We start from the raw sequence: 21,671 nt of genomic DNA, 5'->3' as shown, positions 1-21,671 counted from the left end.
GACCTGCATCGACGTCTCGTACGCGCATTCTTTCCGACAGGTGTACCGATGAGCTGGCCGCAGTTCGCGGGCTGGCTGCGCGAAGGCGCGGATGTCGCCATCCCCATCGCACAGGCGATGGCGATCCTGCTCGGTGCCTGGCTGCTCCTGCGCGTGCTGCGCATCATCGTGCGCCGCATCTGCGACAGCTACCGCCTGCCGGCGCAGGTCGCGGTCAGCGCACGCCGGCTGCTGGGCGTGCTGGTCTACATGTCGGCGTTCATGCTCGCACTGGGCCGGCTTGGTGTGTCGGGTAGCGTGTTGTGGACGGCGCTCACCGGCTTCACCGCCGTCGCTGCCGTGGCTTTCTTCGCCGCATGGAGCGTGCTGTCGAACATCTTCTGCAGCGTACTGATCCTGACCACCCGTCCGTTCCGCGTGCACGACCATATCGAAGTGCTCGAGAACGGCGACAAGCCCGGGCTCCGCGGCCGGGTGATCGACATCAACCTGCTCTACACCACGCTGCTGGAAGAGGACGCGCTGCGCGGGGACACGGTGCTGCAGATCCCGAACAGCCAGTTCTTCCAGCGCACCACGCGCCGCTGGCGCTCGGGTTCGCCGCCTACGGCCTCTTCGCCGGAGTAACGAGCCTCGTCGGCGCTTCGCTCAGCGCGACGACTCGCAAGCGACGGCATCCGCGGCCTCGCCGGCGCGCAGGGTCTGCTGCGCCCATGCATAGATCAGCAGGCCGGCCACCGCCATCGCCGCGCCGACGTAGCCCGTCGAGGTCCAGCCGAAGCCCGCGGTGATCGCCATGCCACCCAGCCACGGGCCGAGTGCGTTCGCGGTGTTGAAGGCCGCGTGGTGCGACGCGGCCGCCAGCGTCTGCGCTTCGCCGGCCACGTCCATCAGGTGCGATTGCAAGATCGGGCCCAGCGCGCCCATCAAGCCGATGCCCACCGTCGCCAGCAGGATCGTCGGCAGCGTCTGCGCCATCAGCGGGAACAGCAGCAGCATCGCCACCGCCCACGCGAGCACGATCCACACGCCACGCAGCTGCATGCGATCGAACAGCCAGCCACCGACGAAATTGCCGATCACGCCGCCCACGCCGAAGCCGGCCAGGCCTAGCGGGATCCACGCCGGCGATACGCGCGTCACGTCCAGCATCGTCGGTGCCAGGTAGCTGAAGACGCAGAACATGCCGGCGAAACCGATCGCACCGATGCCCAGCGCCTGCCACACCTGCACGCGGTTGAACGCGCGCAGTTCGTCCAGCGGATGCGCCCTGGCGCCGTCGATGCCTGTCGGCAACCAGATCGCCAGCAGCGTGGCGGTCACCAGCGCGATCAGCGCGACGAAGGCGAACACCCAGCGCCAGTCGATCACCTGGCCCAGCCAGGTCGCCAGCGGATTGCCGATGAGGATGGCCAGCGTCAGGCCCAGCATCACCAGGCTGATCGCGCGTCCGCGCTTGTTCGGCGGACTGATCGCCACCGCCGTCAACGCCGCCACGCCGAAGTAGGCGCCATGCGGCAGGCCCGCGATGAAACGGAACACCAGCAGGCTTTCGTAGGTGGGCCCCAAAGCGCTAGCCAGGTTGCCCAACACGTAGAAACCCATCAGGGCGAGCAACAGGGTCTTGCGCTTCCAGCCCGCACCGAGGATCGCCAACAACGGGGCACCGACAACGACCCCCAGGGCGTAGGCGCTGATCAGGTGGCCCACCTGCGGCTCGGTCACGCCCAGCGACGCCACCATGTTGGGCATCAGCCCCATGCTGGCGAACTCGCTGGTGCCGATGGCGAAGCCGCCCAGCGTCAGCGCGAACAGGATCAGGCCGATCTGGCGGGGCGTCAGCGCGTCGGCGACGGAAGGAGAGGCAGCGGGGGGAGGTGCGACATCCATCCCGCCATTATGCTGCAGCGCAACAGCCGGGGTCGACCCTGCAGGTGGAACGCTGCAGGGTCAACCGCCGCGATATTCGGCCACCACGGCGTCGGCGTCCGGGTTCGCGCGGGCTCGCTTGCGGACGAAGACCACCGGGATCGGCCCGTTCATCACCGACATCACCCGATTGGCGTCGTCCTGCGAAGACAGCGTGCTGAAGTTCGCGTCCTGCGAGCGCGTGTAAGGGATGCCGGCATCGTCGAGCCGGCGCGCCAAGGCTTCCGCGCGCTGGGCCGCATCCGACGGACAGTTCACCGGCGCGAAGATCACCACGTGGTGCCCGGACTGGCCATCCGGCAGGGGGATATCCACGAACCCATGCCGGCTGGCGGCGCTGGATCCTTGGGCAGGTCCGCCCGTGAAACGCGCGGTCAACGCCTGGACGGCGTCCCGGGGCACGTATTCGCGTGCCGCCAGGACGGCCAAGGCGGCCACTGCGACGAAGAAACCCGCCTTGAGCACATTCATCACGGCATCCCCAGGCGACCGATCACTTCGGGACGAACTTCAGCGGGCCGGTGTACTGCGGCCAGGCGATCGACGTGGGGCCACGCACGTTCAACGCCACCGCCGGGGTCTCGCCCGCCTCATTGCGCACGCTCGCCATCAACGTAGGCACGTAGAACGTGCTGCCGAAGATCGCATCCTTGCGGATGATGGGATTGATCGACACCGTGGTGGTCTTGCCGGGTTCGATACGAAACACGACCGCATCCTCATTGAAGAATGCACCGCGCTCCAGCACCTTCTTGACGCTGAAACTGGTGTGCATCTCCAGGCCGATGCCGGTCACCCGGTATTCGCCGGCCGGTAGCGACAGGCCTTCCTGCTGGCCGTAGCGCGTCATGTGGTTGAGCGGAAAGTCGATGAACTGCTTGCCCACCATCGAGAACACCATCTTGCCGTCGCGCACGCCCCATTCCAGTCCGCCGCTCTTCAACTGTTCGGCCGCCTTGGCCGGCAGCTCTTGCTCGCTGGTGAACGGCTTGATCTCCACGACCAGGTTGCCCGTCTCCGGCGGTGCCGGTGGCGACGGTACCTGCTCCTGGGCGAACGCGGCCACCACCACGCCGGCCTGCAACAGCAGGCCCATCATCCACTTCCGCATGTGATCCCCTTGAAGGCGCCCCCCCGGGCGCTTGGCGCTATTCCATCGCAGTCCGGCAGCGCGCGCAATGCAGCGTCAGCGATCTTCCACCCGGAACGGCAGATTGGCGTAGGCCGCATGTCCTTGGCCGTCCAGCACTTCGACGAACAAACGGTACGCGCCCGGCCTCTTGGGCGCGTCGAAACGCAGTCCGCCCTTGCCATCGCCGTGCAGCGCGATCTTCACCGCCGGCGGCACGTCTTCCCGGTCGCCGCCGATGCTGGTGGCCGTGGTTTCGTGCAGCATGGTCCAGCGATACTCCAGTGCATCGCCGTCCGCGTCCTGCGCCGCGATCTTCGCGGCATAGGGCTTGCCCGCCTGCAGCGTGACGCTCTCGGTGGCCACGCGTCCGTCCAGGTGCAACGGCGCCACCGACGGCGCACGGTTGGAAGGCCAGGCGCCGGTCCACACGTACTCCATCGCATCCACCGCCGGCGTGCTCTCGCCGCCCGGCAGGAACAGGCCGTACCACGTCGGCGTGCGCTCCTGCTTGTTCCCCCACAGGAACACGTACGACCCCAGGCCCTGCGTCGTGTCCGCGGCGATCACCTGCTCGTAGCGTTGCTGCAACAGCTGCGCCTTGCGCGTGGCGTCGTCCTCGACCGGCGCTTTCCACGACGTCAGCGGACTTTCCCAATGGCCGGTAGGGCCCCACTCGGTGACGACATACGGACCCGTCCATCCACTGGTGCTGAGCTTTTCCGGCAATGCGCCGATGTCGCCATAGAGCTGGATGCCGATCAGGTCCAGCGACGGTGCGCGCGCTTTCAGCAGGTCGATCAGCCGTTTGTCGAAGCCCGCCAGCGTCGTCATCACCGGGTGGTTGGGGTCTTCGCGATGGATCATGTCGGTGATCGCACCCACTGCATTCCATACCCTCGGATTGCTGTAGTGCAGGTTCAGTTCGTTGCCCACCACCCACATCAGCACCGCCGGGTGATCCTTGTACAGGTTCACTTCCTCGCGGATGCGCGAGAGCTGCGCGGCCACCGCGGCGTCATCGTCGTAATCGAACCCGTGCCGCTCGTTGCCCACCGCGATGCCCATCGCGATCTTCAGCCCGTGGCGCTGCGCCTCGTCCAGCATGGCCCGCACGTCGGCCACGTCGGTGCCGGTGTCCCAGGTGCGGAACGAATTGCCGCCGCGCGCCGCCAACGCCGCCGACCCCGCACCGGCCATGCCGGCGCCCTTGATGCGGAAGGGCTGCCCGTCCACCCGCAGCACGTAGCGGCCATCTTCGTGGGTGATGCGCACCTGCGAGGGCGCGGCCATCGCCAGCGGGGACAGGCCGAGAGCGAGCAACGCCACGAGGATTCGCTGCAGCATGCGGTAGGGCCTCCGGCCGGGTCGGGTGCGGGACCGCATCATGCCATGCGCTGCCGGCGCACGAGGCACGAGGCACGGCGCTAGAATGCCCGCATGAACACCATCCAGATCCCCGTCTCCATCGGCGAACTCGCCGACAAACTGTCCATCCTCGAGATCAAGGCCGAACGCATCGACGATGCCGGCAAGCGGGCACATGTGCAGGTGGAGAAGGATGGCCTGGAGGCACTGTGGGCGCCCCTCGTGGAGCAGCAAGCCGAATTGTCGGCATTGATGGCCGACCTCCGCGCGATCAACGAACGCATGTGGGACGTGCAGGACGCACTGCGGGCGAAGGAAGCCGCGCAGGCCTTCGATGCCGAGTTCGTCGAACTCGCGCGCTCGGTCGCCCATCACAACGGCGAACGCATCCAGGTGAAGAACACCATCAACCGCCTGGCCGGCTCGCGCTTCATCGAAGAGAAGCAGTACCAGGCCTGAGGCCGCTCACGCGGCGCCGTGGCGCTCGCGGATGACGTCGAGGCGATCACGGTAGTACAACGCGTCGGCGGCTTTCTTCGGCGGATGATCCGCCAGCCACTCCACCGCCTCGCGCAGGATCGCCGCCTTGTCGGCCTCGGGCGCTTCCAGCGCCGTGTCCACGCGGTCCAGCTGCAGGATGACGTCTTCGCGGGTGCTCGGGGACATGAGGGGGATTCCTGTTGCAGGGGATCCCAGCCTAGCCCGTCGGTTGTGTGCGTCGTGTCAGCGTCTCGCGCGCGCGCGCCGGGTCAGGGCGCGGTCCGCATGGCCGCCACGCGCGTGCGCACATCCTCGAGCATCGCATCGAGCGCGGCACGGTCGTGCACCTTGCCCTGCAGGATCACGGTGTCGATCGCGCGCACGGCCTCGATGTCCACCACCGGATCGGCACGCAGCAACACAATATCCGCCGCCTTGCCGGGCACCAGCGTGCCGTGGGTATCGTCGTGCCCCAGGAACCGCGCACCGTTGATCGTGGCGGCCTGCAGCGTCTGCAACGGGGTCAGGCCGTAACGGACGAACAGGTCCAACTCGTCGTGCAGGCCCACACCCGGGTAGTTGAAGGAGTTGAGGAACCCGGCATCGGTGCCGGCCAGGATGCGCACGCCCGCGGATTGCAGCAGCGGCAGGATCGCGGCCTGCCGCTCGAAGCGCGCATGTCGCAGGGCGATCGCCGCGGCGTCGTCCTTGGCTGCACGCTCGATACGCCATGCGTAGGTCGCCTGCAGGCCCGGGCCGATGTACTGCAGGTAGTCGTCGCCGACGTGATCGTTCTGGTCCAGGTAAGCCACCACGCGGCTGCCGTTGAGCGTGGGCGTGACCGCGGTGCCGTTGGCGGCGAGCCGGCGGTACGCGGCCAGCGCACGATCGGGCGTGAAACTGGCTTCCGCGCCCGACCACACCGCACGCGCGTCGCGCGTTCCCGCGGCGAAGGCGCGACTGAGTTCCGCCTCGTCGGGCGCGCCGGCCTTGTAGGCGTAGGCGATGTGCTCGATGGAACCGAGCCCGGCTGCGCTCGCATCCGCCACGGACACCGCCATCGGGATGTGCGCGGAACTGACCAGGCCGCGATCACGTACCTTCTTCAGCGCCGACATGAACAGCGACGGGCTCAGCGTGTTGTCGGTGATCTTGATGAAGTCGACCTTCCGCGCGACCAGGCTGTCCAGCGCGGCGTCCAGCCCGGCTTCGTCCTCGACTTCGAGATCGCCGGGCCAGATCGAATCCTTGCCTTCGATCTTCGGCCCCGAGGTGAAGATGCGTGGCCCCAGCTCGCGGCCGGCAGCCACTGCCTCGCGCCAGGCCAACACGCTGTCGCTCAGGTCGCCGGCGGCATCGCGCACGCCGGTGATGCCGTGCGCCACGTACAGCGGCAACAACGCGCGATTCTCTTCGATAAGCGCCGCACCGCCACCGAAGTGCACATGCATGTCCCACAGGCCGGGTGTGGCGAACAGGCCGCGGCCTTCGACCGTCTCCCTCGCCTTGCCCACGCGCGCCTCGCCGGTGGCCACGATGGCGACGATGCGCCCGTCATCGACCACCAGGTCGCGATGCGGCAGGCGCTTGCCATCATTGACGTCGATCACGGTGACATCGCGCACGAGCAGGTCGACGCTCGTATCGTTCACCTGCGCATGGACCGTCGGCGCCAGGCACCACACGCCGAGTGCAAGGAGGACACGGGCCCTCGCAGCCGCCGCCCTGGCCTGCGTCATCATCGTCATCGCGTCCTCCCGGACCTCGTGGATTCGCCGGACGGATCCGGTCATGCCGGAAGCCTAGCGGCATCCTGGGCCATCGTAAAATTAAATACCTCCATTGCAGCCAGTGGGATATGCGATGACCATGTACGACCCGATCCTGTTGCGCTCCTTCGTCGCGGTCATCGAGCACGGTGGCTTCACGCGCGCATCGCAGGCCCTGCACCTCACGCAGTCGACGGTCAGCCAGCATTTGCGGCGGCTCGAAGAAGACGTCGGCCATTCCCTGGTAGACCGCAGCGGCACGCGCCCCACCACCACCGAAGCCGGCGAGCGCCTGTTCGGCTACGCGCGGCGACTGCTCGCGCTGGGCGCGGAGGCGCGGGCGGCGATGGACGGAACGCCGACGCAGGAGACGGTGCGCCTGGGCGTACCGGAGGATTTCGGCGGTCGCCTGCTGACTCCCGTACTCGCGGCCTTCGCACGCCAATGGGGCAGCGGCCTGCGGCTGGAGGTCACCACCGGCCTGGGCCCGCAGTTGCTGGCGGCGTACGAACGCGGCGAGTACGACCTCGTTCTGGCGAAGCAGCGCCATGCGCGCGCCGTACAGGCTTGGCGCGAGCCGCTCGCATGGCTGGACAGCCGTCGCCATCCCTGCCTTTCGCGATCTTCCGTCCCGGTGGCCGTGTTCCCCGAAGGCGGCCTCTACCGCGAAGAACTCTTCGGCTGGCTCGATGCGCAACGACGCCGCTGGCATGTCGCCTACGTCAGCCCGCAGCTGGCCAGTCTGCAGGCCGCCGTCGCGGATGGCCTGGGGCTCAGCCTGCTGCCTCGCCGCGCCGCCTTGCCCGCGCATCGCATCCTTGGCCCACGTGACGGCGCGCCGGCAGCGCCGCACGTCTGGCTGGCGCTGCATCACCCTGCAGGCGCGTCGCCGGCGACGCTGGCACTGGCGGAGCGCTTGGCGCAACGCTGCGCGAAGCTCGCACGAGCGCCATCAAAGACCCCCTGAGGCAGGGACGTGGACAACCGCGCTACGGCGTTCGTGCATCTCCAGCCGCAGGCGCAATGACGCCACTCAGCAACTCGATGATCGTCACGGCCACCTGCTTCTTCGGCCGCGACAGGCGGCTGAGCGCCTGCAGGCCGCGGCTCTCCAGTGCGTCCTGTGCGAAATCCCTCAACACCACCGCTTCGTCCGGCAGCTCGTGATCCAGCCGCACCGGGCCGCGTCCCGTCGCCAGCCACTCGAAGGCGACGCCGGTCTCCACGGCGATCCGGATCAGATGGGCCAGGTTCGGCGTGGTGCCGTGGGCACTCTCCCACTGGCTCACCGCGCTGCGCTTCACGTCCAGGCGCCGCGCGAGTTCGGACTGGGTGATGCGCGCCACGGCACGTGCGCGGCGGATCCGCAAGGGCAAGGTCACCATCGCTCACCTCCCTGTTCGACGACAGCGCCAGTGATGCTGGCCTGCAAGCCACGCTAATCCAATCCTGCCTAGCGGGACTTACCGTCCGTCGCCGCATCCGCGGCAAAGCATCCGGACTTCATCCTTGCCGCGGAAGCGAGCGCCGCTGGACACGATGCGTCGCGCGACCGCCGACAGACGGTGGCTCCAGCTAGCCGGTCCATCGCACGCGACGCGTCATTCCGGATGGGCACATCCCGCCCGACATCGGAGGTCACCATGATCATCGCATGGCGCTACATCTGCATCTTCCGCCATCCCATCACCAAGATCTGCCTGAAGTGGATCCGCATCCCCATCATCGTCTGGGTGGAACCCTTCTTCGAGTTCCCGCCCCGTCGCGAACCGCCGTGGTTCGGCGGCGAGGGCATCCGGCCGGAACTCGCGCGCGACCTGCAGGTGCTGGCCACCATCGATGCGCTCGCGCAGACCCTGTCCGAAGGCCGGCAGAAAGCGCTGCTCCAGACGGTGCAGGCGCAGTTCGACGCCATCGAACTGCCGGATGGACTGTCCATCACCTCGGACCGCGACCTGCCGGGCGGCGCGTCCAAGGCGTGAGTCGCTGCCGTTCGCGTTGCGACTGCCAGGGAGGGCGGTCGCGACCGACGACGCTCATCAGCTACACGCATTTCCCTGCGTTCTGCTGGCCTACGCGCGCGTTGCGCGGCGTTGTCGGTACGGACGCCGTGCTGCAACGGATGACATCCGCACGCCACCCCAGGACAGGAGCACTGCATGCCGTACTACGCCGGGTTGAAGGACGCCACCTACAAGAAGGCCGACCGCAAGCGCATCGTGCAGGGTCTGCAGCGCCTGCGGGCCGGCTTCATCGAACAAGGGATTCCCGCGCGCAGCGCAACGGACACCCTGCTGCTCGCCACCTGGAACATCCGCGAGTTCGACAGCGGCAAGTACGGCCCGCGCAGCGCGGACGCCTACTACTTCATCGCCGAGATCCTCCAGCGTTTCGACCTGATCGCGCTGCAGGAGATCAAGACCAGCCTGTACGGCCTGCAGACCGTGCGCCGCCTGCTCGGCACGTCGTGGGACTACGTCGTTACCGACGTGACGCTGGGACAGTCCGGCAACGCCGAGCGCATGGCCTTCCTGTACGACAAGCGCAAGGTGACGTTCTCGGGATTGGCGGCCGAAGTCGTGCTCCCTTCGTCGAAGAAGGCCACGCCTGTGGTGCAGTTCGCGCGAAGCCCCTATCTGTGCGGCTTCAAGGCCGGGTGGTCGCAACTCAACCTGTGCACCGTGCACATCTATTACGGCGAGGGCGTGGCGGTGGATCCGCAACGGCTGGCGGAGATCAAGAACCTCGCCAACACGTTGAAGAAGCATGCCGTCGACCTTCAGAGCGGCCCGGTCTACGTCCCGGAGGGATACGAGGAGTTCCGCGAGAACCTGATCGCGCTGGGCGACTTCAACATCTTCAATCGGGACGACGTGACCTTCGAGGCGCTTACCTCGGCCGGCTTCAAGGTGCCGGAAGGCTTGCAGGAAATCCCGGGCTCGAACGTCAAGCACGACAAGCACTACGACCAGATCGCCTACCTGAAGGACCTCAATCGCATGACGGCGACGGGCAAGGCCGGCGTGTTCGACTTCTTCGACTACGTCTATCGTCTGGAACACGACGAACCCGCCTACGCAGCCCCGTTCGGCGACACCAACGCGAAGACCTTCCGCGATTGGCGCACCTACCAGATGTCCGATCACCTGCCGATGTGGTGCGAGTTCCGCATCGACCAGTCCGACGAGTACCTGCAGGAGTTGCTGGACGGCTAGCCCTTGCGTGCCCTGCGCGCGTCCCGGCATAGGTGACGCTACGTTCATGCGGACGGGTTTCTCCTATGCGTCGACCCCTCATCCTCCCGGACGCGCCATGACCCGATTCCCGTTCTGCCTCACCGCCGTGCTCCTGCTGCTCAGTGCCTGCACGCCGACATCGGCGGCACGCAACGATCCCGCCCCCGCGGACCGGACGGTCACGCTCGCGTGGCAGCAGGAAACCACCGTGGACGGGCTGTCCGTCCAGTTCGTGGGCTACCGCGACAGCCGCTGTCCGTCGGACGTCACTTGCGTATGGGCAGGCGAAGCACATGCGTTCGTATGGGTGGCCGGCCCCGGCATCGATCCGCACGTCGTCTCCCTGCCCTGGCGCGGGGGCGGCACGCCGCCGCAGGATGTGCAGCGCGTGGGCGCGCATACGCTATGGCTGGACTCGCTGGAGCCGCATCCGCACAGCGCGGGCAACGCGCCGCCGGGCGACTATCGCGTGGTGCTCAAGGTGGGCGGCACGGTCGCCGAGTAGCACGACGTGTCCGCTACCCGCTGGGCTCAATGGCGGTGCGAGTAGTGATAGGGCGCGGCGGTGCAGCGCCAGTACGGGATCAGTTGCGCGCGCAGGCCCTTGAACGACGAGATGTCGAAATAGAACGTGGCGAAGGATGCCGTGGGCGTGTGGCGCATCCGCACTTCCATCTCGCGCGCGTTCTCCATGGCAGCCAACAGGTCCTGGTCGCTGAACCAGACTTCCCAGTTGGCGGCGATGTCATGGGTACGGTTGGGTGCGCCGATCACCCCCATGCCGGCCGGGAAGCGCTTGCCGTCGAGCAGGATGTCCACCTCGTCGGCATCCCAGCCTCGCGGCGGCGCTCCGTCCTTCCGCACGAAGCGCACCTGCAGGCTGGCCGTCATCAGGTCCGGCAGCTCGCGAACGGCAGGAAGGCTCGTCGCGTGCGATTCGTCGTCGGACCGGTGACTGAAGGCGATGCCCAGGGTGACGGTTTCATGGCGCGAACTGGTCTTCGCGTGAATGCGGTACTGCGCGGTACCCACGATGACGCCGCCCATCGAACTCTCGTGCCATCCCTCTACTTCGGTGTCCGGCAACACCGGCTTCACGCAGGAGGCCTGCGCCCAACTGGTGGCCGGCAGCAGCGCCATCCACAGGGCGCACAGGCCCACATAGTTCCTCATCGAGGTCATCCCCTGGCATGGGCGCCCTCCCCAGGGCGCGCGGCGTTACTACAGCATGCCTGTCGCGGCGCTGCCACCCTGCGGCGCGCGGGCCCGTTCGCCACAAACTCCGTTCGCCCTCCCCCTTTCTGCACGCGTGGCGCCGCCATGAAAGTGGTAGCGTGACAACCGCTACGCCGCAGGCCGTGATCCGGGAGATGCCACGATGAAACCGTTCCTGCTCGGCCCGACGACGCTCCTGCTCTCCCTGGTGGCCAGCGTCGTGATGGTGCGTTCGGACACCCCGCGACCCGTGCCATCGACCGCCACGCGCGCGGCCGCCGCGTCGCACGTGGCCGCGACCGGAGAAGCGCCCTCCCTGCGTCGCGTTCGGATGGACAGGACGGCCGCGCCGGTCGCCACGACGACGACATCGTCCCCCGACGACCCGTTCGCACCGGTGTACATCGTGACCTCGCGCGAGACGTACCAGGGCATCCGCGGCATGGCCCGCAACGCGGTCGCGCGGCGCGACAGCAGCGGCATGCCGGTGCTGATTTCCGAAACCCGTGCCGACCGGCTCGGCGAGATCAGCCGCTATGTGCACGTCAACGAACACCGCTGCGGCGGGTACTTCGCGTTCCCTACCCGCGCCCAGGCCGAGGCCTTCGTCGCCGAGGGCCGGGCGAAGGAAGCGATGGCGAAGACGTTGCTCGCCGCCTACACGCTCGACAACCAGGACACCGTGAACGGCTGGTTGCCGCAAGTGCAGAAACAGCGGATCTACGACACCATCAACCACCTCTCGAGCTACCGCAATCGCTACTTCGCCAGCACGCATGGCAAGACGTCGGCCGAGTGGATCCGCACACACTGGCAGTCGCTCGCCGCCGGCCGCGACGACGTCACCACGGAGCTGTTCACCGCCTGCAGCAATTGCAGCACGCAGCCTTCGGTCATCCTCACCATCCGCGGCTGGGACCTGCCCGACGAGGTCGTGGTGCTGGGCGCGCACCTGGATTCGATCAACGGCAATACGCCGAACGATCCCAACCAGCTGGCGCCGGGCGCCGACGATGATGCCTCCGGCATCGCCACGCTCACCGAGACCCTGCGCATCGCACTGGCCGACGGCTGGCAGCCGCGGCGCACGGTGAAGTTCATGGGCTATGCGGCGGAAGAAGTCGGCCTGCGCGGCTCCAACGCCATCGCGCAATCGTTCCGTGCCAACGGCGTCAACGTGGTCAGCGTGCTGCAGGTGGACATGACCAACTACAAGTTCGGCGCGGTCACGGACATGAAGTTGATCACCGACTACTCCAACACGGCGCTGAAGAACTTCTTCATCACCCTGTTCGATACCTACCTGGCGCCGACGGGCCTGACGCGCAGCAATACCGCCTGCGGTTACGCCTGCTCCGACCACGCCTCATGGACGAACGCCGGTTATCCCGCCGCGATGATGTTCGAGGCCGGCGGCCCGAACGGCAGCTTCCCCTACATCCACACCACCCAGGACACGCTGGCGACGATGGGCGAATCGGCGCAGCACAGCGTCAAGTTCGCCCAGTTCGCGCTGGCCTATCTCGGCGAGACCGCCAAGACACGTGGAAAACTCACCGGCGGCCCGGCGCAGGTGCATACGGCGCAGTGACGGCGGGCGCGGATGCCCCGGCCCACGGTGCACAGGAATCGTCCATGACGGTTATCGCGCGGCTCGCCCCCTCCTGCGGGGTGGGCACACAGGCTTGGAGAACGAGATGAAACACGCGTTCGCGAACATCGCCTTCACCCCCGCCGTCCGCGAGATACAGGCCCGCGACGGCAGCCGTGCGCAGTACGCGCGGGCGTTCGAATCCGGCGACGAGGTCCGCAATGCCGAACTTGGGCCGGATGAGGCCGCCCTCATCCGCGCGCAGCGCAGTTTCTACATGGCGACCGTCTCCGAGACCGGCTGGCCATACGTGCAACACCGCGGCGGAAGCCCCGGGTTCCTGCAGGTACTCGACGCGCGGACACTGTCGTTCATGGACCTGCCGGGAAATCGCCAGTTCATCAGTATGGGCAATCTCGCCAGGGACGATCGCGTGGCGATGATCCTGATGGACTACGCACATCGGCATCGCATGAAGCTGCTGGGCCGGCTGTCGGTACACGAATCCGCGGATGCGGGGCGCACCGAGCGCGAGATGCGGATCCATGTCGAAGCTTTCGACTGGAACTGCCCCAAGTACATCCCCGTGCGTTTCGAGGCCGAGGACGTGCAGCAGGCGCTGCAGGAGCGCGACCGGCGCATCGCAGAACTGGAAGCGCAGTTGGCGCAGGCGCGGAGCGCGCAATAGCACCGCGTCCGGATGCAGCCGAAGTCCGTTGACCGACGCAGCCCGGGTAAGGCCGGCGACCGCACCCGGGGACAAGGAAGGCCTGCGCGTGTGGAATCCCCGGGTGTGCCGCGCTCACCCGGGCTACGCAGCGTTACGCCGGGCTACCGTGCAGCGCCACGTTCAAGCGGTCCACCACCATCGCCCAGTCGGCGTCGTCGAGGCGTTCTTCGCGCAGCAGTTGCGCTTGCGCGGGCGACCAGAACGGGGCTTCCTCCAGGCGCACGTTGTCGGGCAGCGGGGAATGGCTGGCGATGAACTGCTGGATGCTCGCGTTGTCGTTGGGCAGGCCCAGCTGGGCGAACAGCGCGGAGAAGGGGTGGACGGTGGGTTCCATGGCGGCGCCTCGTGGAGGAAGAACGCCAGCGTACCCGCGCCTGCGTGAAGCCGGTGGCGATCGCGCTACTCGACCACCGCGGGACGCACCTCGATCGCTTGCGTCAGCGCCTGCCACAGCCGGTCGGTCTCATCGGCGGGCAGGCGGCCGTCGCCGTCTTCGTCCACGTCGGTGAGGCCGTCGGGATACCGCGCGTCGGCGTTCTCCAGGTAGAAGACGATGGCTTCGTGGCGGCCGTCCGCGTCGGCGACACGGGCCAGGCGCACGACATGCCAATAGCGCGGCGGCCGCAAGCCGTTCGCCCGCAACGCGGCGCGGGTGCGTGCGGCTTCCAGCGCGGGTTCGCGCGCGGCGGCGGTCGCGTCGTCGTAGGCGTAGCTGCCGAAGCGGTAGACGTGCGGTCCGAAGTCGCGCGGCGGCCTGGGCGGGAAGCGGAAGCGGAAATCCGAACCGGGCTGCACGGTCTCGAACTGCAGCACCAACATGCGCACGACCGCGCCGTCCTTCGTTTCGACGAACAGGCGCCGCTCGGCATCGGTCTGGTCGCGGATCGGGAACCGCAACGCGGGCAGTGCGGTGAGGGCGCTATCCACGTGGAAGGTCGCATCCGGCACCGCCGGCGAGGTGACGGTATGCGCGTCGCCCGCGTGCGCCACGGCGGGCAGGCCCAGCAGACAGGCGAACAGGATCAGCCAGCGTGTCATCGTCGTGCACCTCCGGGATTCGCGAGGGACTGTGCGCGCACCGCACACCGGGTGGAGCGTGCTGGAAGTCATCGCCCGGGCCGCCCCTCGCCACAAACAACGAGCCCCGCCGAAGCGGGGCTCGTGGGTGCGACGGGCGTGAGCATCACGGCCCGACTCAGGTGCCCAGCAGTTCGACGTCGAACTTCAGGGTGGCGTTCGGCGGGATGACGCCGCCGGCGCCGCGGGCGCCGTAGCCGATCTTGGCGGGGATGATGAGGGTGCGCTGGCCGCCCACCTTCATGCCCTGCACGCCTTCGTCCCAGCCCTCGATGACCATGCCGTGGCCGAGGGCAAAGATGAAGGGCTCGCCGTGGTCCTTGCTGGAATCGAACTTGGCGCCTTGCTCGCCGTTCTCATACAGCCAGCCGGTGTAGTGCACGGTGACGTTGCTGCCGAGCTTTGCTTCCGCGCCGCTGCCGACGACGGTGTCTTCGAACTGCAGGCCGGACGCGGTGGTGGTGAATGCCATGGGGATTCCTTGTGGGTGATTCGCGTGGCGCCCAGTGTATCCCGCGGTCGCTATTGCGACAGATAGGTTTCGGCGAAGTACGACCGGATGAAATCTTCGGCTTGCGCCTTGCTGAGATCGGGCGCTTCCTTGCGGAAATCGGCGTACGCCTTTGCATAGGCCTCGGTCTTGCGGAAGACAGCGAATTTCTTTTCCTTGTAGGCCTCGAACTCGGCGTCGGTCATCGAGAGGTGTTCGACGATCTTGCCGGCGTGCACGCGGAACACCTGGTAGTGGTCGAAGGAGGAGCCATACCCCATGTGCACGTAGCGCGTCATCTTGCCGTCAGGGACGATCAGTGCGCCCGTGTACCAGTCGGCGAAGACCTCGGCAGCGCCGGGGTACAGGTCGCGGGTGATGCTCTTGCGGATGTCATCGTGCTCGTCCTTGGGATTGATGACAGCGATGCTGACGTCCTTCAGGAACAGCTTGCCGCCCTTGATCTCCCACGTCGCGAGGTAGCCCCGCCAGTTTGCCGACGAGATCAACGCTTCCTTGGGGGGTTTCCACTGCTTCTTCTGAAGCTGGTTTGCCAGAGGATTGGTGTTGAGGGCGAATTCCTTGCCCTCCAAGATCAACAGATCGGACAGTTGCGCGGTGGCCTTTACGGCAGGTGCGATGGCCATTGCCAGGCACACCATCAGGACGTTTGCCAGGACCTTCATGGTGCCTCCGAACACGCCAAGTGAGCCTTCATGCTACACAAGGATCACCGCAGGTAGCGGGAGCGCGCTTGCAAAAAAAAAGACGAGCCGAAGCTCGCCTTTCTTGTTCATGCCGCGACGCTTACGCCTTCGGCTCGGGTTCCTGTCGTCGCTTGCGCTCGAACCGACTTCCCAGCGCTTCGCGCATGCCTTCCAGGCCGTCGCCGCGGCCGGCCACCTTGAGGTGGGCGTAGCCTTCGAGGGAGGCGACCATCAGGTCGCTGCCGAGGGCCATTTCGCTGTCGAGCATGCGTTCGTAAACGCGCTGCAGGCGGGCGATCAGGGGGCGCAGGATGTCGAGGGCCACCAGGTCCGCGCGGTATTCGTCCACGTCGAAGTTGCGTGGCAGCACGTCGGGGTGTTTGCCCAGGGTGATGACGGCCTGGCGGCAGAAGGCTTCGGACTTGTCGCCCATCTTGGTCAGCTCGCGGCGCTCGTCGGGGGTCAGGCCAATCAGGCCGGCGAGGTGCTGTTCCAGGGTGGCGATGGCGCCTTCGATGATGGCCTGGTCGTCGTTGCTGAGGTGCAGGGAGATGCGGTTCTGGCTCATGTTCACTCCATTGATTGTCGAAAGGACACGTCGGCGTTCATCGCCGACGATCGCAGCCTAGCGCGCGTGCACGCGCAATGCCTCTCACATTGCGATGTGTGAGAAGCGGGGAGATGGAGCTCGGAATGTCATCGATGGAGCTGCAGAGCCCGATCGATGGCACTCGGCGTGTGAGATGCGGAGCTCCAAGCCCGGCAGATCGCATTCGGAATGCCATGGCATGGCATTCGGCGCGCGATCGATGGAGCTCGGAGCGCGATCGATGGCTCTCAATGTGAGAGCGATCGAGCTCAATGTTCCATCGATGGGATTCGGAATGTGATCGATGGGGCTCGGAAAGCCATCGATGGCACTCACCTGGCCCGCGCGAGGGATTCCGAGCTCGACGGATGACGCCCGGAGCTCCATCGATGGGGCTCAATGTGAGAGAGATGGGGCTTGGAGTGCCATCTAGGGCGTAGGGTGGGCCTCGGCCCACCGCCCGGATCGCACTGCAACGCATGGGACGTTGGGCTGAAGCCCACCGTACGCGCTGAAGCCCGCCCTACTAACCCAGGTCCGACGCCGTTGTCGACTCATCGACCGTCTTCATGGAGATCGCTTCTGTAAGTAGCGCCTCATAGAGCCGCAAGCGAATGTTCATCAGGTTGGCGACGACAAGCAGGAAGAAGAAGATGACAAAGCCGAAAGCCAGAACGACTTGCCATGACGGCATATCCTGCGGTGCCTCCCAGCTTCTGACTACCAGAAAAGCAGACGCCGCGACGGGAAAGATAGCGAACCTCTCCTGATTTCCACCCAGCATTCCGATCTTCGGAGAGAGCTGCCCTAAGACAAGGCGCGCGACACGACGGTGTTCGACTAGTGTCGAATTCGGGAATCGGACAAGCCAATCCAGAAGATCACGAAAATGAGGAAGATCATGATCGAGCTGCTGTACTTGCTCGCGTCGCCAGCGCCATAAGCTCAATCCAAGCACTCCGTACGATCGTGCGAGCCACGGCATCGAGGCTAAGAAGAAGACGGAGAATCCGATCTGAAGCAGATCAATCATCCACCAAGCAGGTTCCGCGAAACGTAAGGCAACGAGTGGCGTGAGCATCAAGACCGCGCCAAAGGCGGCGACGTAGTTCGCCCTGCGATAGAGGGCCGGTGTATCGAGCACGCCAGCGGGTCCGTCCGGCACGTCCCGCAAGCGGCGATCCAGTTCGGTGAAGCTGAGAGTGGTCATGGCGTTCCCCAAGGTCGATGCGCAGGAACTATGCCGTGCAACATAAGGCTTCTCAGTCGTACGGATAGCTGTAGTCGCGCCAGTGGCAAAGCAGCGTACCGGCTTCTACGTGTGTGCGGATCTCGTCAGTCTTTCGCTTGTCGGCGGCATAAACCGTGACGTCCGAGTTCCCCTCGCCCGCGGCTTTCATGGTGTAGCCCATGGGCGTGCCGTGGAGGGTGCCGTTGGTGGTACGCAACGCAACGTACGCAACGCCGTCTGGAAAGAGACCTGAGTGCACGGTGTACTCGTAGGTTCCTCCTACGCCTATGTAGCCCACCCCGACGACAGGCATGATCGATGTCATGACCTTGGTTTCCCTGCCGCATGCGGTCTGCGTGGCCTTATCCCGCAATTGCTCAGGTGTCAGCGGAGAAGAGAAGCGGACTAGCTTCTTCTCCTTCGCCAATTCCTGGGTGACCATGACGTCGGTGGGACGATCACGCATCGTCGCGCACGATGTCAGTGCCAGGATGGCCAGCACCATCAACGGAATCCGCATCCCCTTGCTCCTATCGACGCCAGAACCAATGTCGGGGTACGGACGCTGATCCAACCCTTTTCCCTTGGGCGCAATGCCAGTCCGCGCTACGCGCTCTCCCCGTTCACCGAACTATGCCACGACCCAAAGCCCATCAGGCGGCAACAGACGCGATGCGGCCGGCGATGTCGGTCAGGTGGATGGGTCCACGTAGCCCAGGTTCGGCCAACGGCCGCACCCGGGGCACGGAAGGGTTACGCGTGGCGCGCCACTCAGGGGGTTGGCGCGGCTTCGGTCGTTGGCGCGCGCACGGCGTTCCAGTTGAACAGGAAGTTGCGGTGTTCGGCCCAGGTCTGTCCCGTTGCGGTGTCGCCGGTCAGGCAGACGGCGGTGTGGTACGGGCCTACGCCGTCGGTGGTGCGGAAGCTGGCGCAGAGGCGGCCGCGGCTTTCTTTCCAGCGGCCGGCTTCGATGGTGCTTTGGTAGAAGCTGCCGGTCACCGTGCCATCGGCGTTGAGCGTCAGCTGCATGGGCTGGGTGTAGGGCTTGGCGGGGTCGGTGGTCAGGTCCACGCGCCAGGTGCCGTCTAGCGGCGTGGCGTGGGCGAAGGCAGGCGCGGCGAGAAGCAGGGCGAAAGCGAGGAAGCGGCGCATGGAGGATCCTAGTGTGTGGATGCCGTGGTGGTGCGCACTGCTTACGGTGGCCGGCCGCGGATCGGATGCACGCGCCGGCACGATGTGGGAGTTAGCTGGTCACGGCGGCGACGATGCGGTCGGCGGTGTCGGCCAGGTGGGTGAAGCAGTGGGCCAGGCCGGTGCGGGGGAGAACGAGGCTGTCGGGGTGTTGGTGCTCGGGGATGCTGAGCTGGGCCAGCAGGTGCAGGTGGTCGCGCAGGGCCTGCAGTTCGGCGTGTGCGTCGGTGGGCAGGTGGTAGCCGGGGTCGGTGAGCGTTCCGTGCTTCATGGCGGTGTCCTTCCGTGTGGAGCGAGGCGTGCCTGCGGGCGCGCGTTGCGCCCGTAGGGTGTCGGGAGGTTCGAAACCGCTGATAGACGGCGGGCGTATTTCCTCTCGCGAGGTGTTGTATTAGCCGCCCTCCCGACGCGGAACAGTCTGCGCCGGATGTGCCCGATGCCTTGGGCACAAAAAACCCACCGGGTTGTCGTAGGTGGAACCGCTATCAGGGGAGATTCGACGCTCCTTGGAAGCGAGTTTGCGTCGGGGATGGCGGGGTGTCTATTTACATTTGTAGGGCGCGAGATCAGACGCTCGTCGGCACCTATGCACGTTACGCCTGAGAACTGCCGGTGCGTTCGTAGTTTGCGATGTACTCGTCGAGCGGCACTGCTGTACCGGTCTCGATCAGCCGTCCGGTCTCCCTCTCCACGATGTACGGCGCATTGCCTGCCAGCGCAAAGCGGAAGTCTCCCGTCTCATGGAACTGCTTTGAGGTATAGAAGAACACCCAGCCCCACGGCTTCTCCATCGTGCGCTCGTGCAGGATGATCAGGGAATCGCCTGTCTCCTGAGCATCGGGCCAGCGCGCCAGCGCTTCTTCGACATGTGAGCGGGCTTCTTCGTAGGAGATCATTGAGTCATCTTCTGCACTGAATAGAAATCGTAGGGTGGGCCTTGGCCCACCTGTTTGCATCCGCTATGGGAAAGGTGGGCTGAAGCCCGCCCTACGCGCTTATCTTCGCTCCAGCTAACAGCTGAAGAACTTCAGAGTACCGAGACCAGTCAGCTGAAGATTCAGTGGGCATCGTGCTGTCGTTATAGAAGAAGAACAAACCAGGATCGTCTTCCTTGTCAGCAATCTCGTAGACAGCCTTCTTCTTCAGTGCAGCAATAGTTCGCCCATCGATACTCAAGCGGTCTGGGTGGGTGTCGTAGTCGACCCACTCCTTGCTCGTCGTCCCTAGCGGCTTGTAGTTCCTGTTAAGAACGAGCCACATCCCGTCTTTAGTCTTCTGAAGACAGTACGGGAAGTGAGTCTGAGCATCGCGCCCGATCGGCATATCTAGTACCTCAGAGACTTGGTTGTTGGAGAAGCGGGGACGTTCGGCGAGTCCGTAGCGCTTGACTTTTGGGCGGCACACTTCGGCTTCCCTGCGTCATTCATCGGCTCAATAATTCGGATGTCATCGGACGAAGGGACGTTTCGAGTCACTGGCTCTTGGGCTTTAGAGTCCGACAGTTGCAGCCTCAACAAATGGCCTACAAGGGACTCAGTCAATTGCTGACCAAGGGATACCGCAGCGAGAACGCAGACAGCAGCTAAAATCGTTCGCGCCGATCGCGGCTTGTTGGGACCAAGCGAAGGCGCCACAGCCCAAAGCGCCCGCATTACGCAATCCAGGGTGTACAGCCCTAGCAGAACGTAGAGAGTCCAGCCGATCGCTGTGAACCAAATAATTCCCGTACGTGCGCCAGCATAAAGCATCGCCACGACTACGATCATCCATTCGACGATCTGAAAAGCCTCTTTAACTACGACGCGTGTTTCAGCATAGAACTTCTCTGTGCTGTAGCTCCTCACTAATCATCTCCCTGATGACGTTGCACTAGCCAGCGAATCCATGCCATGCAGATGGAAATGGCCCAGTTCGTATCTGCACCGGTAGGCGCACTGGGCGTCGCCACTCCAGCCCCGTGACCGAGTGGATTTCTAACCTCACGGAAGATTTGCTTCAGTGCATCCGCCTGCCAGACTTCAATGAATCGACCATTTGCCTGAGACACCAAATTATCGATGAATGAGGCCGCTCCGTTCTCTCTACCGGTGGTCCAGCCCCGCTCGGCCGAAACAACTTTAATCGCACTTTCCAGAGATTTTGTAGCGTGAAATGCGGCGTCGGAAAGGCTCGAGTCGCGCCGGTCGATCGCGTCGCGCATCTCAACATCTACAGCAGACCATCTAGGGTTGCTTATGACACGCCAGAAGGGCTCTGCAGTCATCGCCGTTGTCGTAGCATCCGAGTTCACCTGGATGTGCCCATTGTTGTACACGAGCGGAACACCAGCCTGTTCGAACCGCGCATTCAGCTCCACAACGGCGGTCTCATACTGAGCGCGGAAACGCCTGGCCTCAAGAGCGAAACTGGATTGCCGTGGAACAGCAGCTTGCGCAAGAATCGTCACTGCCGGCGCCGGAGGTGGATACGTTGCATCAAGCATGTTTGCACGATCGCGTGCAGCACGCATGCCTATCTCGATGAGGCTCATGCGCTCTTTAGCCTCAATGTCAGATTGCTGATGATTCCGGAGGTCCGCGCATACATAGGTGCTGGCTACAGCATTGTATGGCCACGCATTCCATTGCGTGGTCGGCACCCCACTCCAAGTCGAAGTTGTCTGGTAGTGCGTTGGTGAGAGACTCGACACTCCGAGCTCGCGACACAACGATGCATTGATCTTTCGCCAAATTTCCTTGTTGGTGCTGTCGGTACTTCCGTCGGCTTTGTAGTAGGGAAGTACGTCGTGGTCCAAGATCTGAAACGCCTGGTTAAAGAGGCGAATATCTCGATGGCCGAACGCCGGCCAGATCGGGAAGTCCCGGTACCTAGCTGCGAATATGTCAGTAAGCATTCACCGCCCCAACTGAAGTTACAAATGTGCACCTAAACCTGAGATG

General features: G+C 65.2%; 28 protein-coding genes. 8 read left to right on the top strand and 20 right to left on the bottom strand.

The features are described from left to right. The first annotated feature begins 48 nt into the window (after positions 1–48). On the top strand, positions 49–627 hold the full coding sequence (locus tag ACSION_RS04415; RefSeq protein WP_435305016.1) for a mechanosensitive ion channel family protein: 579 nt from the start codon (positions 49–51) through the stop codon (positions 625–627). Between the two features lie 21 nt (positions 628–648). On the opposite strand, the gene ACSION_RS04410 is transcribed toward ACSION_RS04415, so the two are convergent. From ACSION_RS04410 to ACSION_RS04395, 4 genes are all read right to left on the bottom strand, one after another. Next, a complete protein-coding gene (locus tag ACSION_RS04410) occupies positions 649–1,890 on the bottom strand; it encodes an MFS transporter (RefSeq protein ID WP_435305015.1) in 1,242 nt (413 codons plus the stop codon). A 60-nt stretch (positions 1,891–1,950) separates the two neighbouring features. After that, positions 1,951–2,400: a hypothetical protein gene (locus tag ACSION_RS04405; RefSeq protein WP_435305014.1), complete on the bottom strand. Its 450-nt coding sequence runs from the start codon at positions 2,398–2,400 to the stop codon at positions 1,951–1,953. Positions 2,401–2,422: 22 nt separating this feature from the next. Further along, positions 2,423–3,040 (bottom strand): hypothetical protein, encoded by a 618-nt coding sequence (locus ACSION_RS04400; RefSeq protein WP_435305013.1) that lies wholly within the window; start codon positions 3,038–3,040, stop codon positions 2,423–2,425. Positions 3,041–3,115: 75 nt separating this feature from the next. Next, complete coding sequence (locus tag ACSION_RS04395) at positions 3,116–4,405, bottom strand: glycoside hydrolase family 2 TIM barrel-domain containing protein (protein WP_435305012.1); 1,290 nt, start codon at positions 4,403–4,405, stop codon at positions 3,116–3,118. A 93-nt stretch (positions 4,406–4,498) separates the two neighbouring features. Here ACSION_RS04395 and ACSION_RS04390 point away from each other — a divergent pair, with 93 nt between their 5' ends. Continuing rightward, positions 4,499–4,885, top strand: a complete 387-nt coding sequence (locus ACSION_RS04390) for a DUF6165 family protein (RefSeq protein ID WP_435305011.1) — start codon at positions 4,499–4,501, stop codon at positions 4,883–4,885. A 6-nt stretch (positions 4,886–4,891) separates the two neighbouring features. On the opposite strand, the gene ACSION_RS04385 is transcribed toward ACSION_RS04390, so the two are convergent. Together ACSION_RS04385 and ACSION_RS04380 are read right to left on the bottom strand one after the other, a co-directional pair. Beyond that, positions 4,892–5,092 carry a hypothetical protein gene (locus tag ACSION_RS04385; protein ID WP_435305010.1) on the bottom strand — a complete coding sequence of 67 codons (201 nt, stop codon included), beginning with the start codon at positions 5,090–5,092 and terminating at the stop codon, positions 4,892–4,894. A gap of 83 nt (positions 5,093–5,175) precedes the next feature. Beyond that, positions 5,176–6,699: an amidohydrolase family protein gene (locus ACSION_RS04380; protein ID WP_435305009.1), complete on the bottom strand. Its 1,524-nt coding sequence runs from the start codon at positions 6,697–6,699 to the stop codon at positions 5,176–5,178. Positions 6,700–6,769: 70 nt separating this feature from the next. On the opposite strand from ACSION_RS04380, the gene ACSION_RS04375 reads away from it, so the two are divergent. Then, positions 6,770–7,642 carry a LysR family transcriptional regulator gene (locus ACSION_RS04375; protein WP_435305008.1) on the top strand — a complete coding sequence of 291 codons (873 nt, stop codon included), beginning with the start codon at positions 6,770–6,772 and terminating at the stop codon, positions 7,640–7,642. A 22-nt stretch (positions 7,643–7,664) separates the two neighbouring features. Here the strand turns inward: ACSION_RS04375 and ACSION_RS04370 are convergent, their stop codons facing one another. Continuing rightward, positions 7,665–8,060 carry a helix-turn-helix domain-containing protein gene (locus ACSION_RS04370; protein ID WP_435305007.1) on the bottom strand — a complete coding sequence of 132 codons (396 nt, stop codon included), beginning with the start codon at positions 8,058–8,060 and terminating at the stop codon, positions 7,665–7,667. A 258-nt stretch (positions 8,061–8,318) separates the two neighbouring features. Between ACSION_RS04370 and ACSION_RS04365 the strand changes: the two genes are divergently transcribed. The 3 genes from ACSION_RS04365 to ACSION_RS04355 all read left to right on the top strand — a co-directional run bounded on the left by ACSION_RS04365 (position 8,319) and on the right by ACSION_RS04355 (position 10,416). Beyond that, entirely contained in the window at positions 8,319–8,657 is a 339-nt protein-coding gene (locus tag ACSION_RS04365) for a hypothetical protein (protein ID WP_435305006.1), read from the top strand. A 177-nt stretch (positions 8,658–8,834) separates the two neighbouring features. After that, positions 8,835–9,890 carry an endonuclease/exonuclease/phosphatase family protein gene (locus tag ACSION_RS04360; RefSeq protein WP_435305005.1) on the top strand — a complete coding sequence of 352 codons (1,056 nt, stop codon included), beginning with the start codon at positions 8,835–8,837 and terminating at the stop codon, positions 9,888–9,890. A 97-nt stretch (positions 9,891–9,987) separates the two neighbouring features. Beyond that, positions 9,988–10,416 (top strand): hypothetical protein, encoded by a 429-nt coding sequence (locus tag ACSION_RS04355; protein WP_435305004.1) that lies wholly within the window; start codon positions 9,988–9,990, stop codon positions 10,414–10,416. Between the two features lie 26 nt (positions 10,417–10,442). Here ACSION_RS04355 and ACSION_RS04350 read toward each other — a convergent pair whose 3' ends face one another. After that, positions 10,443–11,084 (bottom strand): hypothetical protein, encoded by a 642-nt coding sequence (locus ACSION_RS04350; RefSeq protein WP_435305003.1) that lies wholly within the window; start codon positions 11,082–11,084, stop codon positions 10,443–10,445. Between the two features lie 205 nt (positions 11,085–11,289). Here ACSION_RS04350 and ACSION_RS04345 point away from each other — a divergent pair, with 205 nt between their 5' ends. Both ACSION_RS04345 and ACSION_RS04340 read left to right on the top strand, forming a co-directional pair. Then, positions 11,290–12,717, top strand: a complete 1,428-nt coding sequence (locus tag ACSION_RS04345) for a M20/M25/M40 family metallo-hydrolase (RefSeq protein ID WP_435305002.1) — start codon at positions 11,290–11,292, stop codon at positions 12,715–12,717. A 106-nt stretch (positions 12,718–12,823) separates the two neighbouring features. Then, entirely contained in the window at positions 12,824–13,405 is a 582-nt protein-coding gene (locus tag ACSION_RS04340; RefSeq protein WP_435305001.1) for a pyridoxamine 5'-phosphate oxidase family protein, read from the top strand. 133 nt (positions 13,406–13,538) lie between these two features. On the opposite strand, the gene ACSION_RS04335 is transcribed toward ACSION_RS04340, so the two are convergent. The 12 genes from ACSION_RS04335 to ACSION_RS04280 form a co-directional block, all read right to left on the bottom strand. Beyond that, positions 13,539–13,781, bottom strand: a complete 243-nt coding sequence (locus tag ACSION_RS04335) for a DUF2789 domain-containing protein (protein ID WP_435305000.1) — start codon at positions 13,779–13,781, stop codon at positions 13,539–13,541. Positions 13,782–13,846: 65 nt separating this feature from the next. After that, positions 13,847–14,485 carry a hypothetical protein gene (locus ACSION_RS04330; RefSeq protein WP_435304999.1) on the bottom strand — a complete coding sequence of 213 codons (639 nt, stop codon included), beginning with the start codon at positions 14,483–14,485 and terminating at the stop codon, positions 13,847–13,849. Positions 14,486–14,642: 157 nt separating this feature from the next. Then, on the bottom strand, positions 14,643–14,996 hold the full coding sequence (locus tag ACSION_RS04325) for an FKBP-type peptidyl-prolyl cis-trans isomerase (protein WP_435304998.1): 354 nt from the start codon (positions 14,994–14,996) through the stop codon (positions 14,643–14,645). Between the two features lie 50 nt (positions 14,997–15,046). Next, complete coding sequence (locus ACSION_RS04320; protein ID WP_435304997.1) at positions 15,047–15,700, bottom strand: hypothetical protein; 654 nt, start codon at positions 15,698–15,700, stop codon at positions 15,047–15,049. 121 nt (positions 15,701–15,821) lie between these two features. Beyond that, positions 15,822–16,289: a hypothetical protein gene (locus ACSION_RS04315; protein WP_435304996.1), complete on the bottom strand. Its 468-nt coding sequence runs from the start codon at positions 16,287–16,289 to the stop codon at positions 15,822–15,824. 547 nt (positions 16,290–16,836) lie between these two features. Continuing rightward, positions 16,837–17,520 (bottom strand): hypothetical protein, encoded by a 684-nt coding sequence (locus tag ACSION_RS04310; protein ID WP_435304995.1) that lies wholly within the window; start codon positions 17,518–17,520, stop codon positions 16,837–16,839. 52 nt (positions 17,521–17,572) lie between these two features. Next, complete coding sequence (locus ACSION_RS04305; RefSeq protein ID WP_435304994.1) at positions 17,573–18,046, bottom strand: hypothetical protein; 474 nt, start codon at positions 18,044–18,046, stop codon at positions 17,573–17,575. A 266-nt stretch (positions 18,047–18,312) separates the two neighbouring features. Continuing rightward, positions 18,313–18,693, bottom strand: a complete 381-nt coding sequence (locus tag ACSION_RS04300; protein WP_435304993.1) for a hypothetical protein — start codon at positions 18,691–18,693, stop codon at positions 18,313–18,315. A 91-nt stretch (positions 18,694–18,784) separates the two neighbouring features. Beyond that, positions 18,785–19,003 carry an XAC0095 family protein gene (locus tag ACSION_RS04295; protein ID WP_435304992.1) on the bottom strand — a complete coding sequence of 73 codons (219 nt, stop codon included), beginning with the start codon at positions 19,001–19,003 and terminating at the stop codon, positions 18,785–18,787. Positions 19,004–19,325: 322 nt separating this feature from the next. Then, positions 19,326–19,628: a YrhB domain-containing protein gene (locus tag ACSION_RS04290; protein ID WP_435304991.1), complete on the bottom strand. Its 303-nt coding sequence runs from the start codon at positions 19,626–19,628 to the stop codon at positions 19,326–19,328. A 91-nt stretch (positions 19,629–19,719) separates the two neighbouring features. Next, the gene (locus ACSION_RS04285) at positions 19,720–20,055 is read right to left on the bottom strand and encodes a hypothetical protein (protein WP_435304990.1); all 336 of its coding nucleotides are present in this window, start codon (positions 20,053–20,055) and stop codon (positions 19,720–19,722) included. Between the two features lie 520 nt (positions 20,056–20,575). Beyond that, positions 20,576–21,625 carry an AbiJ-NTD4 domain-containing protein gene (locus ACSION_RS04280; RefSeq protein ID WP_435304989.1) on the bottom strand — a complete coding sequence of 350 codons (1,050 nt, stop codon included), beginning with the start codon at positions 21,623–21,625 and terminating at the stop codon, positions 20,576–20,578. Between the last annotated feature and the right edge of the window lie 46 nt (positions 21,626–21,671).

Origin of the sequence: Pseudoxanthomonas sp. LjRoot125, from assembly GCF_964252705.1 — a bacterium.
GTDB lineage: Bacteria > Pseudomonadota > Gammaproteobacteria > Xanthomonadales > Xanthomonadaceae > Pseudoxanthomonas_A.
The sequence above is the reverse complement of the archived record's forward strand: the minus strand, read 5'-3'. Positions and strand labels throughout refer to the sequence as shown.

What these genes read in the sequence shown, in the direction of transcription:
- ACSION_RS04415 (WP_435305016.1), top strand. Translation starts at nt 49, where the DNA reads ATGAGCTGGCCGCAGTTCGCGGGCTGGCTGCGCGAAGGCGCGGATGTC.
- ACSION_RS04410 (WP_435305015.1), bottom strand. Translation starts at nt 1,890, where the DNA reads ATGGATGTCGCACCTCCCCCCGCTGCCTCTCCTTCCGTCGCCGACGCG.
- ACSION_RS04405 (WP_435305014.1), bottom strand. Translation starts at nt 2,400, where the DNA reads ATGAATGTGCTCAAGGCGGGTTTCTTCGTCGCAGTGGCCGCCTTGGCC.
- ACSION_RS04400 (WP_435305013.1), bottom strand. Translation starts at nt 3,040, where the DNA reads ATGCGGAAGTGGATGATGGGCCTGCTGTTGCAGGCCGGCGTGGTGGTG.
- ACSION_RS04395 (WP_435305012.1), bottom strand. Translation starts at nt 4,405, where the DNA reads ATGCTGCAGCGAATCCTCGTGGCGTTGCTCGCTCTCGGCCTGTCCCCG.
- ACSION_RS04390 (WP_435305011.1), top strand. Translation starts at nt 4,499, where the DNA reads ATGAACACCATCCAGATCCCCGTCTCCATCGGCGAACTCGCCGACAAA.
- ACSION_RS04385 (WP_435305010.1), bottom strand. Translation starts at nt 5,092, where the DNA reads ATGTCCCCGAGCACCCGCGAAGACGTCATCCTGCAGCTGGACCGCGTG.
- ACSION_RS04380 (WP_435305009.1), bottom strand. Translation starts at nt 6,699, where the DNA reads ATGACCGGATCCGTCCGGCGAATCCACGAGGTCCGGGAGGACGCGATG.
- ACSION_RS04375 (WP_435305008.1), top strand. Translation starts at nt 6,770, where the DNA reads ATGACCATGTACGACCCGATCCTGTTGCGCTCCTTCGTCGCGGTCATC.
- ACSION_RS04370 (WP_435305007.1), bottom strand. Translation starts at nt 8,060, where the DNA reads ATGGTGACCTTGCCCTTGCGGATCCGCCGCGCACGTGCCGTGGCGCGC.
- ACSION_RS04365 (WP_435305006.1), top strand. Translation starts at nt 8,319, where the DNA reads ATGATCATCGCATGGCGCTACATCTGCATCTTCCGCCATCCCATCACC.
- ACSION_RS04360 (WP_435305005.1), top strand. Translation starts at nt 8,835, where the DNA reads ATGCCGTACTACGCCGGGTTGAAGGACGCCACCTACAAGAAGGCCGAC.
- ACSION_RS04355 (WP_435305004.1), top strand. Translation starts at nt 9,988, where the DNA reads ATGACCCGATTCCCGTTCTGCCTCACCGCCGTGCTCCTGCTGCTCAGT.
- ACSION_RS04350 (WP_435305003.1), bottom strand. Translation starts at nt 11,084, where the DNA reads ATGAGGAACTATGTGGGCCTGTGCGCCCTGTGGATGGCGCTGCTGCCG.
- ACSION_RS04345 (WP_435305002.1), top strand. Translation starts at nt 11,290, where the DNA reads ATGAAACCGTTCCTGCTCGGCCCGACGACGCTCCTGCTCTCCCTGGTG.
- ACSION_RS04340 (WP_435305001.1), top strand. Translation starts at nt 12,824, where the DNA reads ATGAAACACGCGTTCGCGAACATCGCCTTCACCCCCGCCGTCCGCGAG.
- ACSION_RS04335 (WP_435305000.1), bottom strand. Translation starts at nt 13,781, where the DNA reads ATGGAACCCACCGTCCACCCCTTCTCCGCGCTGTTCGCCCAGCTGGGC.
- ACSION_RS04330 (WP_435304999.1), bottom strand. Translation starts at nt 14,485, where the DNA reads ATGACACGCTGGCTGATCCTGTTCGCCTGTCTGCTGGGCCTGCCCGCC.
- ACSION_RS04325 (WP_435304998.1), bottom strand. Translation starts at nt 14,996, where the DNA reads ATGGCATTCACCACCACCGCGTCCGGCCTGCAGTTCGAAGACACCGTC.
- ACSION_RS04320 (WP_435304997.1), bottom strand. Translation starts at nt 15,700, where the DNA reads ATGAAGGTCCTGGCAAACGTCCTGATGGTGTGCCTGGCAATGGCCATC.
- ACSION_RS04315 (WP_435304996.1), bottom strand. Translation starts at nt 16,289, where the DNA reads ATGAGCCAGAACCGCATCTCCCTGCACCTCAGCAACGACGACCAGGCC.
- ACSION_RS04310 (WP_435304995.1), bottom strand. Translation starts at nt 17,520, where the DNA reads ATGACCACTCTCAGCTTCACCGAACTGGATCGCCGCTTGCGGGACGTG.
- ACSION_RS04305 (WP_435304994.1), bottom strand. Translation starts at nt 18,046, where the DNA reads ATGGTGCTGGCCATCCTGGCACTGACATCGTGCGCGACGATGCGTGAT.
- ACSION_RS04300 (WP_435304993.1), bottom strand. Translation starts at nt 18,693, where the DNA reads ATGCGCCGCTTCCTCGCTTTCGCCCTGCTTCTCGCCGCGCCTGCCTTC.
- ACSION_RS04295 (WP_435304992.1), bottom strand. Translation starts at nt 19,003, where the DNA reads ATGAAGCACGGAACGCTCACCGACCCCGGCTACCACCTGCCCACCGAC.
- ACSION_RS04290 (WP_435304991.1), bottom strand. Translation starts at nt 19,628, where the DNA reads ATGATCTCCTACGAAGAAGCCCGCTCACATGTCGAAGAAGCGCTGGCG.
- ACSION_RS04285 (WP_435304990.1), bottom strand. Translation starts at nt 20,055, where the DNA reads ATGCCGATCGGGCGCGATGCTCAGACTCACTTCCCGTACTGTCTTCAG.
- ACSION_RS04280 (WP_435304989.1), bottom strand. Translation starts at nt 21,625, where the DNA reads ATGCTTACTGACATATTCGCAGCTAGGTACCGGGACTTCCCGATCTGG.